General features: G+C 62.5%; 12 protein-coding genes. 7 read left to right on the top strand and 5 right to left on the bottom strand.

Annotated features, from left to right (window positions below; genetic code table 11):
* The coding region (locus E5W70_RS25875; RefSeq protein ID WP_292663824.1) for a hypothetical protein at positions 1–262 on the bottom strand (262 nt) is incomplete at its 3' end.
* Between the two features lie 129 nt (positions 263–391).
* On the opposite strand from E5W70_RS25875, the gene E5W70_RS25870 reads away from it, so the two are divergent.
* The 4 genes from E5W70_RS25870 (at position 392) to E5W70_RS25855 (ending at position 7602) form a co-directional block, all read left to right on the top strand.
* Positions 392–3175, top strand: coding sequence for a valine--tRNA ligase (locus tag E5W70_RS25870; protein ID WP_292663822.1), 2784 nt, complete (start codon positions 392–394; stop codon positions 3173–3175).
* 380 nt (positions 3176–3555) lie between these two features.
* A complete protein-coding gene (locus E5W70_RS25865; RefSeq protein WP_292663820.1) occupies positions 3556–4776 on the top strand; it encodes an outer membrane protein transport protein in 1221 nt (406 codons plus the stop codon).
* 278 nt (positions 4777–5054) lie between these two features.
* Positions 5055–6779 (top strand): dihydroxy-acid dehydratase, encoded by a 1725-nt coding sequence (ilvD, locus tag E5W70_RS25860; RefSeq protein WP_292663818.1) that lies wholly within the window; start codon positions 5055–5057, stop codon positions 6777–6779.
* Positions 6766–7602: a tetratricopeptide repeat protein gene (locus E5W70_RS25855; protein ID WP_292663816.1), complete on the top strand. Its 837-nt coding sequence runs from the start codon at positions 6766–6768 to the stop codon at positions 7600–7602. The genes ilvD and E5W70_RS25855 overlap by 14 nt, the downstream gene beginning before the upstream one ends.
* Positions 7603–7625: 23 nt before the next feature.
* On the opposite strand, the gene E5W70_RS25850 is transcribed toward E5W70_RS25855, so the two are convergent.
* The 4 genes from E5W70_RS25850 to erpA all read right to left on the bottom strand — a co-directional run bounded on the left by E5W70_RS25850 (position 7626) and on the right by erpA (position 9584).
* Positions 7626–7943 carry a hypothetical protein gene (locus tag E5W70_RS25850; protein ID WP_366509750.1) on the bottom strand — a complete coding sequence of 106 codons (318 nt, stop codon included), beginning with the start codon at positions 7941–7943 and terminating at the stop codon, positions 7626–7628.
* A gap of 77 nt (positions 7944–8020) precedes the next feature.
* Entirely contained in the window at positions 8021–8815 is a 795-nt protein-coding gene (gene xth / locus E5W70_RS25845; protein WP_292663812.1) for an exodeoxyribonuclease III, read from the bottom strand.
* A 29-nt stretch (positions 8816–8844) separates the two neighbouring features.
* On the bottom strand, positions 8845–9234 hold the full coding sequence (locus E5W70_RS25840) for a VOC family protein (RefSeq protein ID WP_292663810.1): 390 nt from the start codon (positions 9232–9234) through the stop codon (positions 8845–8847).
* 2 nt (positions 9235–9236) lie between these two features.
* Positions 9237–9584 carry an iron-sulfur cluster insertion protein ErpA gene (erpA, locus tag E5W70_RS25835; protein WP_254818314.1) on the bottom strand — a complete coding sequence of 116 codons (348 nt, stop codon included), beginning with the start codon at positions 9582–9584 and terminating at the stop codon, positions 9237–9239.
* A 73-nt stretch (positions 9585–9657) separates the two neighbouring features.
* Between erpA and E5W70_RS25830 the strand changes: the two genes are divergently transcribed.
* The 3 genes from E5W70_RS25830 to E5W70_RS25820 all read left to right on the top strand — a co-directional run.
* Positions 9658–10872, top strand: a complete 1215-nt coding sequence (locus E5W70_RS25830; RefSeq protein ID WP_292663807.1) for a deoxyguanosinetriphosphate triphosphohydrolase — start codon at positions 9658–9660, stop codon at positions 10870–10872.
* Positions 10873–10932: 60 nt separating this feature from the next.
* Positions 10933–12690 (top strand): arginine--tRNA ligase, encoded by a 1758-nt coding sequence (gene argS, locus E5W70_RS25825; RefSeq protein ID WP_292663805.1) that lies wholly within the window; start codon positions 10933–10935, stop codon positions 12688–12690.
* Between the two features lie 103 nt (positions 12691–12793).
* Positions 12794–13042: hypothetical protein (locus tag E5W70_RS25820; RefSeq protein WP_292663803.1), on the top strand; the 249-nt coding region annotated here is incomplete at its 3' end.

The raw sequence follows: 13042 nt of genomic DNA, 5'->3' as shown, positions 1-13042 counted from the left end.
GTAGCAATTCGAGAAACGCGCCGACAGGCGGCTCGACCGGCGAGTTGTCGAGGTTGGCGCTGCCCCTCATCCGCCGGCGGCCCCTTCTCCCCGTATAGTGACGGGGAGAAGGGGCTGGCCGCAACCTCGGCGCCTTTTCCGCAACGTTCGTGATTGGCGAAAGCTTCAGTACAGGCGTCTTTCTCCCCGTCATTACACGGGGAGAAATGCCCGGCAGGGCAATGAGGGGCAGCGCAAACCTGAAGCGATTGCCTTGCAACATTCAGTTCCGCGAGTTGCACCGAACCATCCCGGCGCTATCTATTGGCCACGCCGCCCTTGCGGTTGACTTGGCAACAACCTTCCGATTTACACCGGACCACAAATTCCGGACAGCGCGGACCGTTTTCCCATGCTCGAAAAGACCTACGACGCCAAAGCCGTCGAGCCGAAGATTGCCAGGATCTGGGAAGAGGCCGACGCGTTTCGGGCTGGGGCCGGGGCCGAGGAGGGGGCTGAAGCCTTCACCATCGTCATCCCGCCGCCGAACGTCACCGGCTCGCTGCATATGGGCCATGCGCTCAACAACACGCTGCAGGACATTCTGGTGCGCTTCGAGCGCATGCGCGGCAAGAACGTCTTGTGGCAGCCGGGCATGGATCATGCCGGCATCGCCACGCAGATGGTGGTCGAGCGCCAGCTGATGGAAAAGCAGATCCACCGCCGCGACCTGACGCGCGATGAGTTCATCGATAAGGTGTGGGAGTGGAAGGCCGAGTCCGGCGGCGCCATCCTCAACCAGCTGAAGCGGCTCGGGGCCTCGGCCGACTGGAGCCGGGAGCGCTTCACTATGGACGAGGGCCTGTCCAAGGCCGTGCTCGAAGTGTTCGTGACGCTCTACAAGGAAGGGCTGATCTACAAGGACAAGCGCCTTGTGAACTGGGACCCGAAGCTGCTGACCGCCATCTCGGATCTCGAGGTCGAGCAGCAGGAGGTCAACGGCAACCTCTGGCACTTCCGCTATCCGGTTGAAGGCGTGACCTTCGATCCGGAAAATCCGAAGACCTTCATCACCGTTGCGACGACCCGCCCGGAGACGATGCTGGGCGATACGGCTGTTGCTGTGCACCCCGACGACGAACGTTTCCGGCATCTTGTCGGCAAGAACCTCATCCTGCCGATCGTCGGCCGCAGGATCCCGGTGGTGGCGGACGAGTATTCCGATCCCGAAAAAGGCAGCGGCGCGGTCAAGATCACGCCGGCGCATGACTTCAACGATTTCGAGGTCGGCAAGCGCCACCGGCTGCCGGCGGTCAACATCCTCACCGTCAATGCGGCGGTGAGCCTCAAGGACAATGAGGACTTTCTCGCCGGACTGGAAGTGACGCCGGAGCGTCAGGCCGTCTGGGACAGCCTGGACGGCCTCGACCGTTTCGATGCGCGCAGGAAGATCGTCGAGCTGATGGAGGCGGGCGGCTTTCTCGAGAAGGTCGAGCCGCATCGCCACACTGTCCCGCACGGCGACCGTGGCGGCGTGCCGATCGAGCCGTTTCTGACCGACCAGTGGTATGTCAATGCGGCGGAACTGGCCAAGCCGGCGATCGCCTCGGTGCGCGAGAGCCGTACCAATTTCGTGCCCAAAAACTGGGAAAAGACCTATTTCGACTGGATGGAGAACATCCAGCCCTGGTGCATTTCGCGCCAGCTCTGGTGGGGCCACCAGATCCCTGCCTGGTACGGCCCGGACGGGCATGTTTTTGTCGAAAAGACCGAGGAAGAAGCGCTCGGTGCCGCCGTCGAATATTATCTGGCGCTCGAAGGGCCGTGGAAGGCCTGGGTCGAGGACAAGCTCGAGAATTTCCAGCCTGGCGAGATCCTGACCCGCGACGAGGACGTGCTCGACACATGGTTCTCGTCGGCGCTGTGGCCGTTCTCGACGCTTGGCTGGCCGGACCAGACGCCGGAGCTGAAGACCTATTATCCGACCGACGTGCTTGTGACCGGTTTCGACATCATCTTCTTCTGGGTCGCCCGCATGATGATGATGGGCCTGCATTTCATGGACCAGGAGCCGTTTCATACCGTCTACGTCCATGCGCTGGTTCGCGACAAGAACGGGCAGAAGATGTCGAAGTCGAAAGGCAACGTCATCGATCCGCTCGAGCTCATCGACGAATACGGCGCCGATGCGCTGCGCTTCACCTTGACGGTGATGGCAGCGCAAGGGCGCGACGTTAAGCTCGATCCGGCCCGCATTGCCGGTTATCGCAATTTCGGCACCAAGCTGTGGAACGCGACGCGCTTTGCCGAGATGAACGAAGTGGCGCGCGACGACGATTTCTGGCTGCAGGACGCCAAGCTGGCGGTCAACCGCTGGATCCTGACGGAGCTGACGCGAGCCGCGCGCGACATAACCGACGGCATCACCTCATACCGCTTCAACGAGGCGGCGGGTGCTGCCTACCGGTTCGTCTGGAACCAGGTCTGCGACTGGTACCTGGAACTGCTGAAGCCGGTGTTCATGGGCGCCGACGAGGCCGCCAAGGCCGAGAGCAGGGCATGCGTCGCCTTCGTGCTGGACGAGATCTACAAGCTGCTGCATCCGATGATGCCGTTCATGACCGAGGAACTGTGGGCCGAAACCGCCGGCGAGGGCAGGCAACGGCCGTCGCTGCTTTGTCATGCGGCTTGGCCGTCGCCCGACTTCGAGGACGAGGAGGCCGCCGCCGATATCAACTGGCTGGTCGATCTCGTCTCCGGCATCCGCTCGGTGCGTTCGGAAATGAACGTGCCGCCGGCGGCGATCGCTCCCCTGATGGTGATCGGTGCCAATGACACGACACACGAAAGGCTGGAGCGCCAGGCATCGGCAATCAAGCGGCTGGCGCGGGTCGGCGACATCTCGCTGGTCGATGCGGCACCCAAGGGCTCCGCCCAGATCGTCGTCAACGAAGCGACCATCTGCCTGCCGCTCGGCAGCCTGATCGACCTAGCCGCGGAGGCAGCGCGCCTGCAGAAGGAACTTGCCAAGGTGACCGAGGAAATAGCGCGGCTCTACAAGAAGCTGTCCAACGAGAAATTCGTCGCCAACGCGCCGGAAGAGGTGGTGGAGGCCGAGCGCGAAAAGCTCGCTGAATATCGCGAGGCGCAAGAGAAGCTTTCGGTGGCATTGACGCGGGTACGCGAGGCCGGCTGACGAACAGATTGGGCCGGCTGGCCGCAATAGATTCGCCAGCGAAGAATCTGCTTTCCAGATAGGCCGCCTGCCACGAAAACAGTCATTCCGCAGCGTAAATCTTGAGGCAAACTGAATGTTTTTGCCCCATTGTTGCCGTAATGTAACAATGGCTGACTGGCACTCAAAATGCACTGTTCTGTAGTGATTTGGGCGGTTTTCCCGAGTTTTCTCGTCGATTTGTATTGAGGCGGCCATTTTCCCGTCTCGGGAAGAAGGCCGACACCTTGTCGGAAATGCGTTCAGCCAAGGTGTACATGTACGCGCGGCGAATTCGTTGTTGCGCCGTTAACCTGAATTGGTTCTAGCTTGATGCAAGGATATTTTCGGGGAGGAGATTCATGTGTTATTCGCGTCTGAAAGTGCTGCTGGGCGCGGGGGCTTTTTCGCTGGCTTTGGCTGGGACGGTGCAAGCCGGGGGATTTGACCGGGGCGGCGTCAACATCGACCAGCTGTTCGACGCGGCGCCATATTCGTTCGATGCGGGCGTGACCTATGTTTCGCCACAGCGCAAACTCAAGAATGTGCAGCGTCTGGATGGCTCGGGATTGTCGACGTCGGCGGTGGATGTTGGTGGCGACTATGCGGTGCCGCATGTCGGCATCAAGGCCAACATCTTTGAGCCCGTAGACTGTCTTGCCACCTATACGAGACCGTATGGTGCGGACGCAAATTTCGGCATGAACAACGCCTATTCGCCGACAGCGGTCAAATACGCCGTCGATACAGACGATTTCGGTCTCACCTGCTCCTACAAGGTGAACGTCGGCAAGGGCGCCATACGATTCATTGGCGGTGTCTCCTACCAGCAGGTCGATGCGTTTCTGTCCCGCCAGACACTGCTCGCCTTCGGCAATACCGGCCTCGGCGTCTTCAAGCTATCCGACGAGGCATGGGGTTGGCGTGCGGGCGCAGCCTATGAGATCCCCGAGATCGCCCTGCGCGCCAGCCTGATGTACTCTTCCAGCTACAAATATGACGGGCTGTCGGGAACCGTCGACACGACCGGCTTCAGGGGTGCCTTTCCGGCGGATCTGGTTCCTGGCTCTACCGGCGTGTACCCAGTCTCGGCGTCGGCCGAGATACCTCAGGCTCTGGAATTCAAGCTGCAGAGCGGTATAGCTCCTGGCTGGCTGGCCTTTGGTTCCATCCGCTGGCAGGAGTGGAGCAAGCTTGGCGTCATTGCCATCAATGGCGTGCGCAGTCCGGTAACCGGTGCTCCCTCGCCCGTTTCATTCGACCTGCTTTATCGCGACGGCTGGACGGTCACGGGCGGTATCGGTCACAAGTTCACCGATCAATTGTCGGGCGTGGTTTCGCTGACCTGGGATCGCGGCACCTCGACGACCTCGGGCTATCAGTCGGATACCTGGGCCGTTGCCAGCGGCGTCTCCTATTCGCCGAACGATCAGGTCGAGGTCAGGCTCGGCGGCTCGATCGGTGTGCTGACGAGCGGGTCATCGACTTTCAGCGGTGTCGGCGACGTGGCAAATGCCGTCACCTATACCTACGGCAACGACCTGCTTCTCGCCGGTTCGGCTTCCGTCAAGATCAAGTTCTAACTACAGATTTTTAAACGACAAAACGGCCGGGCGTTGCCGGCCGTTGTTGGGTGCATCGCGTTCGGCATCCGGCCGGCGCAGCAATTGCCCCACATGATGTTCGCTCCTGTAATTGTGACGTTTTGGCAACAGTTTCTGAACAACCCTCGCGCCACCCGGCCGCCCGGGAACATTGCCTATTTCCCGCCATAAACCCGGCGCACCTCGAACTTGTCTCGGGACGCGCGCCAAAAGGCTAGGCGAAGAGGCAGGCCGCACCGCCCGCGGCAAGGACGAGTATGGACGCCAGAGCGATCTCCAAGGCCAAGCTGCCGAGCCGCCACGTGACCGTTGGTCCCGAGCGGGCGCCGCATCGCTCCTACCTCTATGCGATGGGGCTGTCGGCGGCCGAGATCGCGCAGCCGCTGGTCGGTGTCGCCAGCTGCTGGAACGAAGCAGCACCCTGCAACATCTCGCTGATGCGCCAGGCGCAAGTGGTCAAGAAGGGCGTGGCATCCGCCAATGGCACGCCACGCGAATTCTGCACCATCACCGTCACCGACGGCATCGCCATGGGCCATCAGGGCATGAAGTCGTCGCTGGTGTCGCGCGAGGTCATCGCCGATTCGGTCGAGCTCACCATGCGCGGCCATTGCTACGATGCGCTGGTCGGATTGGCCGGTTGCGACAAGTCGCTGCCCGGCATGATGATGGCCATGGTGCGCCTCAACGTGCCGTCGATCTTCATCTATGGCGGCTCGATCCTGCCCGGCAGCTACCGTGGCCGGCAGATCACCGTACAGGACGTGTTCGAGGCGGTCGGCCAGCACTCGGTCGGCACCATCGGCGACGCCGAGCTGCTCGAGATCGAGCAAGCCGCCTGTCCGTCGGCCGGCTCCTGCGGCGCCCAGTTCACTGCCAACACCATGGCCACCGTCGCTGAGGCGATCGGCCTGGCGCTGCCCTATTCCTGCGGCGCGCCGGCACCCTACGAGATGCGCGACCGCTTCAATTTCGCTTCCGGCGAAAAGATCATGGAGCTGATCGCAAGGAACATCCGCCCGCGCGACATCGTTACTATAGAAGCGTTGGAAAATGCCGCGACCGTGGTCTCGGCCACCGGCGGCTCGACCAACGCGGCGCTGCATCTGCCGGCGATCGCGCACGAGGCCGGGATAAAGTTCGATCTTTTCGACGTGGCCAGGATATTCGAGAAAACACCCTATATCGCCGACCTCAAGCCGGGCGGCAAATACGTCGCCAAGGACATGTTCGAGGCGGGCGGCATTCCGCTCTTGATGAAGACGCTGCTCGACCACGGCTATCTTCATGGCGAATGCCTGACGGTGACCGGCCGCACTTTGGCCGAAAATATGGAACATGTTTCCTGGAATGACAGCCAGGATGTGGTCCGTCCCGCCAACAGGCCGATTACCCAGACCGGCGGGGTCGTGGGCTTGAAGGGTAACCTTGCCCCGGAAGGCGCGATCGTGAAGGTCGCTGGTATGGCGGAGCTGAAATTCTCGGGTCCGGCGCGCTGCTTCGATTCGGAAGAGGAATGTTTCGAAGCGGTTACGCATCGCAACTATAGCGAAGGCGAGGTTCTCGTCATCCGTTACGAGGGTCCGCGCGGCGGCCCGGGCATGCGCGAAATGCTGTCGACGACGGCGGCTCTCTACGGCCAGGGCATGGGCGGCAAGGTGGCGCTCATCACCGACGGGCGTTTTTCGGGTGCAACGCGCGGTTTCTGCATCGGCCATGTCGGGCCGGAAGCGGCAGTGGGTGGCCCGATCGGGCTGCTTAGGGATGGCGACTTGATCTCGATCGATGCGGTGAACGGCACGATCGAGGTTGCATTGTCCAAAGCCGAACTGGCGGCGAGGGCAAAAGGATGGAAGGCACGCACGACCGACTATCAGTCGGGCGCGATCTGGAAATACGCACAGACGGTCGGATCTGCCCGCGACGGCGCGGTCACCCATCCCGGCGGTGCCAAAGAAACACACTGCTATGCGGACATCTGAGTTGTTGAGGTCGTCTGTCCTTTCGGCACTGGTTGCGCTCGCCACGTTTGGCGCGACCTTGGGCGCCGTCGGCCAGGCCATGGCCTTCGACGACAAGGTGTTCGACGACAAGACCGGCGTGAAGCCGCAGTCGAGCCCTTGGGCGGTGTTCCAGTTCGGCTTTTCCGCCTACAAGAACGGCCATAAAGAGCAGGCCGCGGAAGCCTATAAATATGCCGCCGAGAACGGCCAGATCGGCGCCACCTGGAAGCTTGCGCGCATGTATGCCGAAGGCGATGGCGTGGCGCGAGACGACTACGCGGCATTCAAGTTCTTCAGCGAGATCGTCGACCAGGATGTCGAGCCCGGTTCGCCCGAGGAAAGCTATGTTTCGGACGCGCTGGTGGCGCTTGGCGACTATCTGAGGAAAGGCATTCCCGGCAGCCCCATCGAGGAGAACGAGGTGGCGGCCCAGGAATATTACATGCGTGCCGCCGCCAACTACCGCAATCCGAACGCCCAGTTCGAGATGGGCCAAATGTTCCTCAAGGGTGAGGGCGGCGTCAAGGCCAGCGTCAAGCAGGCCGGACGCTGGTTCCAGCTGGCGGCCGAAAAGGGCCACGCGGGCGCGCAGGCGACGCTCGGCAACCTGCTTTTCCAAAGCGGCAAGATCGTGCGGGGGCTGGCGATGATGACCGCGGCGCTCGAACGGGCCTCACCCGCCGACCAGCCATGGATCCGCGGCATGCAGGAAGAAGCGTTTGCGGCCGCCGGCGAAGCCGACCGCCGCACCGCGATCTCGCTGGCCGACGACATCCTCACCAAGGGTGGCGGCGACCAATAGGTCGGCGGGATTGTCGATTTAAATCAATTCGCGGTCGGTTCCGCCGGCACGCCGCCGGGCGCCGGTGTTGAGATCGGCGTGCCCTGCAGATGTGGGGCCAGCGTGTTCTCCGGGCAGCCCTCGCGGAGCTTTGTCCAGGATGTGTTGTTGAGCACCATGTCGCAGCGGGCGAGATGGCTCCGGCCTGCAAGCGTCAGGCAGGCGACCCGGCCGATCTGGAATGATTTTCCGTTAGCCAGGCACTCTGCATCGGCAAAAGCCGGCGTCGCCACCGCCATCGCAAGCGCGCAGCCGATCGGGCAGAGTGCAAATCGAGTAGTCATGGGAACCCCACCCACCATGATGATTTCTCATCAAGCGCGCGATTTGTGGCGATAAGAGGTCAACTTATCAATGTGCCGCCGGACAGCAGCTCCGGTCAGGCCGGCCGCAGCGCCAGATCGATCGCCACCGGCACATGGTCGGAGGGCTTTTCCCAGGCACGTACCTGCTTTTCGATCGAAGCCGAGGAAAACCAATTGGCGGCTTCGGGCGACAGAAGCAAATGGTCGATGCGGATGCCGTTGTTCTTCTGCCAGGCGCCGGCCTGATAGTCCCAGAACGTAAAGACGTCCGGGGCGTCGCTGACGGCACGCACGGCTTCGGTGAAGCCGAGATTCTTCAGCCGCCGGAACGCCTGCCGCGTTGCGGGTTGGAACAGCGCATCGCTTAGCCAGTTTTCCGGATATTTCGCGTCGATAGGCTCGGGGATGACATTGTAGTCGCCGGCCAGCACCAGCGGCTCTTCCAGTGCAAGCCGCTCCTCGGCCCAGCGCTCAAGTCGCGCCATCCAGGAAAGCTTGTAGGAGAACTTCTTCTCGTCGTCGATCGGGTTGCCGTTCGGCAGATAGATCGAGGCAACGCGCAAGGCGCCCTTGTCGGTCGAGAACACGCCTTCGATAAAACGCGCCTGCTCGTCGGCATCGTCGCCCGGCAAGCCGCGATTGACCTCGTCGAAGCGCAACTTCGACAGGATGGCGACGCCATTGAAGCCTTTTTGGCCGTAAGTCTCGACATTGTAGCCGAGCGCCTCGATCTCGGCGCGGGGAAACTGCTCGTCGACGGTCTTGATCTCCTGCAGGCAGGCGATGTCTGGCGCGCTTTCCGTCAGCCAATGGGTCAAATTGCCGATGCGGGCGCGAACGCCGTTGATGTTCCAGGTGACGATTTTCATGGGGCCTCGATAGGCTGGTGGTCCGGAGACTAGCGATCCGGCGGGTGACGTTCGACAAGGCCGATCGTATTGCCTGCCGGGTCCTTTAGAAAGGCCATCCATTCGCTTTCCCCGGCCTGGCCGAACAGGCCTTCGGTGTCGCGATGGACGAGCGCCGGCGGCGCGGTGAAGGGAACGCCGGCGGCCTTTGCCGAAGCGTGGAACTCTTCGAGGCCGGATATATCGAGATAGACGGTGCCGGCCGGCAGACCGTCGGTGAAAAGCAGGCGCACGTCACCGGCCAGGATGAAGGCGATGCCCGGCGGATCGAAACGCGCGTGCAGGCTCATGCCGAGCACCTCGCGCCAGAACGCCAGCGTCGCATCGAGGTCGCGCCCGGCGGAAAGCGCGACCTGACGGACCGCGCCGATGTCGGGCATTTCTAGATCGAGAAGCTGGTGCCGCAGCCGCAGGAGGCGACCGCATTGGGGTTTCTGATCTGGAACGACTGGCCCATCAGATCGTCGACGAAATCGATCACCGAGCCGCCCATATAGACCAGCGACAGGTCGTCGATCAGCACGGTGGCGCCGTCCTTTTCAATGGCGACGTCGTCGTCATTGCGCCTGTCGACGAGGTCGAACTTGTAGGAGAAGCCGGAACAGCCGCCGCCCTCGACCGAAACGCGCAGGGCCGTCTTACCGGCTTCGCTCGCCACAATCTTGGCGATCCGCCTGGCGGCGGCGTCGGTCATCTCGACTTTCATGGCGGTCTTGGCATCAGCGCCCATGGGCGTCACCTTGCTTTCGGTTTTGTATGATAGGTATGAAGCGCGACGGGGCAAGTCAACTGCGGCATACGCTATGACCAACGAGTTGGGCGACATCGGATTCGGCTATCGGCCGCGCGCGGCCTATGCCAGCGACCCGGCGAAGTCGCGCGGCCGGCTGTTCGACGAGGTGGAAAGCCCGACGCGTACGCCGTTCCAGCGCGACCGCGACCGCATCATCCATTCGACGGCGTTCCGCCGGCTTAAGCACAAGACGCAAGTGTTCGTCGCACACGAAGGCGACCATTACCGCACGAGGCTGACGCATTCGATCGAGGTGGCACAGATTGCACGCGCTCTGGCGCGGGCGCTGCGCGGCGACGAGGACCTGGCCGAGGCGGTGGCCCTGGTGCACGACTTCGGCCACACGCCCTTCGGCCATACCGGCGAGGACGCGCTGAACGAGAAGATGGCCGCCTGGGGCGGCTTCGACCACAATGCGCAGTCGCTGCGTGTGGTGACGCGGCTGGAGCGGCGCTATGCCGAGTTCGACGGGCTGAACCTCACCTGGGAAACGCTGGAGGGACTGGTCAAGCACAATGGCCCACTGACCGATGCCAAGGGGAAAGGGCTGAAGGGGCCGGTGCCGCAGGCGATCCGCGACTATTCCGAACTGCATGACCTCGAACTCGACCGCTTCGCCGGTATCGAGGCGCAGTGCGCGGCGATTGCCGACGACATCGCCTACAACACCCACGACATCGATGACGGCTTGAGGGCAGGGCTGTTGACGCTGGATATGCTGGAGGATGTCTCGCTGCCGGGGTCGATCCTCAAGGGCGTGCGTGAGCGCTATCCGGCGCTCGATGACGTACGCACCGGCCACGAGCTGATGCGCCGGCAGATCACCATCATGGTCGAGGACGTGATCGTCTCGACGACGGCCAATCTGGCGCGCATCCAGCCCGGCAGCGCCGACGCGGTAAGGGCGGCCGGCGAGACGATGGTGAGCTTCTCCGCCGAGACGGCCGTATCGGAAAAGGAGCTGAAGGCCTTTCTTTACAAGCACCTCTACCGGCACGCGGAGGTCATGCGGGTGCGCGCCGACGCCGACCAGATCGTCAGGGACCTGTTCGACGTTTATTTCGCCGATCCGCGCGCCATGCCGGATGGCTGGCGCGAAGGGCTCGACCGGGCAGAGGACCGCGTCAAGGCGCGCAGTGTTGCCGATTTCCTGGCCGGCATGACGGACACATATGCGCTCAAGGAACACAGGCGTTTGTTTGACCATACGCCGGATTTGAGCTAGGGCGGGCGCGATTTTGCCGGCCAACGAGCCGGATCCCTGCAAACCGTCAGAGCCATAGCAATGAACATCTTCGCCGATTTCAACGCGCGAATCATAAAAGCCGTCGAAGCGCTTGATTTGAAAGACAAGGATGGCGTGTCGCCGGACCTGTCGCGCATCGCCGTCGAGCCGCCGCGAGATGCCAGCCATGGCGACCTCGCGACCAACGCTGCCATGGTGTTGGCCAAGCCGACCGGCCAGAACCCGCGCGCGCTGGCCGAAAGGCTGGCCGAGGCGCTGCGCGCCGACGAGGATATCGCGGCCGCCGAGATCGCAGGCCCGGGCTTCGTCAATCTCAGGCTCAAGGACGGTTTCTGGCAGGCGCATCTGACGGCGCTGCTCGGCGAAGGCCGCAACTATGGCCGCTCGACGGTCGGCGGCGGCAAGAAAACCAATGTCGAATATGTCTCGGCCAACCCGACCGGTCCGATGCATGTCGGCCATTGCCGGGGTGCCGTGGTCGGCGACGCGCTGGCCAATCTGATGGCCTTCGCCGGTTACGACGTGACCAAGGAATATGTCATCAACGATGCCGGTTCGCAGATCGACGTGCTCGGACGCTCGGTCATGCTGCGCTACCGCGAAGCGCTTGGCGATGAGATCGGCGACATTCCGGCCGGGCTTTATCCAGGCGACTATCTGATCCCCGTTGGTCAGGCGCTGGCCAGCGAATTCGGCCGCTCCCTGCTGCAGATGCCGGACGAAGAGGCGCTTGCCATCGTCAAGGACAGGACGATCGACGCGATGATGGCGATGATCCGCGAGGATCTGGCGCTGCTCAACGTGCATCACGACGTCTTTTTCTCGGAGCGCACATTGCATGCCAACAATGCGAAGAAGATCCGCTCGGCGATCAGCGACCTGACGCTGAAGGGCCACATCTACAAGGGCAAGCTGCCGCCCCCCAAGGGCGAGAAGCCGGACGACTGGGAGGACCGCGAGCAGACGCTGTTCCGCTCGACCGCGGTCGGCGACGACATGGACCGGGCGCTGGTCAAGTCGGACGGTACCTTCACCTATTTCGCCGCCGATGTCGCTTACCTCAAGGACAAGGTCGATCGCGGCTTCGTCGATCTGATCTATGTGCTTGGCGCCGATCATGGCGGCTATGTGAAACGGCTGGAAGCGCTTGCCCGGGCGATTGCCGGCGACGAGGTCAAGCTTACCGTGCTGCTTTGCCAGCTGGTGAGGCTGTTTCGCGCCGGTGAGCCGGTGCGCATGTCGAAGCGATCCGGCGAGTTCGTGACCTTGCGCGAAGTGGTCGAGGAGGTTGGCCGCGACCCGATCCGCTTCATGATGCTCTACCGCAAGAACGACGCGCCGCTCGATTTCGACTTCGCCAAGGTGACCGAGCAGTCGAAGGACAATCCGGTGTTCTACGTGCAGTACGCCTCGGCGCGCTGCCATTCGGTGTTCCGGCAGGCGAGCGAGCAATTGGGCGAGGCCATGTTCGACCGCAACCAGCTGGCCGCCGAAGTGGCTTTGCTGACCGACGAGGGGGAGATCGGCCTGATCAGGAAGCTCGCCGAATATCCGCGGCTGATCGAAGCAGCGGCGCTCGCGCTCGAGCCTCACCGGCTGGCATTTTACCTCTACGAACTCGCTTCCAGCTTCCACGGACACTGGAACCGGGGCACCGATAATCCCGACTTACGTTTTGTTAAGGTTAACGACCGACAATTGACGCATGCCAGACTAGGGCTGGTGCAGGCTGTTTCGGACGTTTTGACGTCCGGCCTGACGCTGATCGGAGCCAATGCGCCCACCGAAATGCGTTAGGTTTGAGTAAAAAACCTGTCACCTTTTGCCCACATTGCGCTGGTAAGGGCCAACCCTACGCGACGTCCATGGCGTCCGAATGAGTGCGAGTTCGGGAACAATAATGGCAGACAGAACCCAGCTGAGAGCAGCCGACCACAACGACATCGCCAACGATGATCCGTTCGCGGAACTGACCAGGATCATGGGGTTCGACCCGCGCCAGCCGGTCAAACCGCAAACTCCGGCCCAGCCGAAAACCGCTGCCGCCGAGCCGTCGGTGGACGAGGGCGATTTCGAGATCGATCTCGAGAAGGAGTTGATGGGCGAGTTCGGCGCCGACGCCAATGACAATGCTTCCCCTGCCGAGCTT

This window comes from Mesorhizobium sp., from assembly GCF_005063415.1.
Lineage (GTDB): Bacteria > Pseudomonadota > Alphaproteobacteria > Rhizobiales > Rhizobiaceae > Mesorhizobium.
Note: the sequence above shows the minus strand (reverse complement) of the source record. Positions and strands in the feature narration are given on the sequence as shown.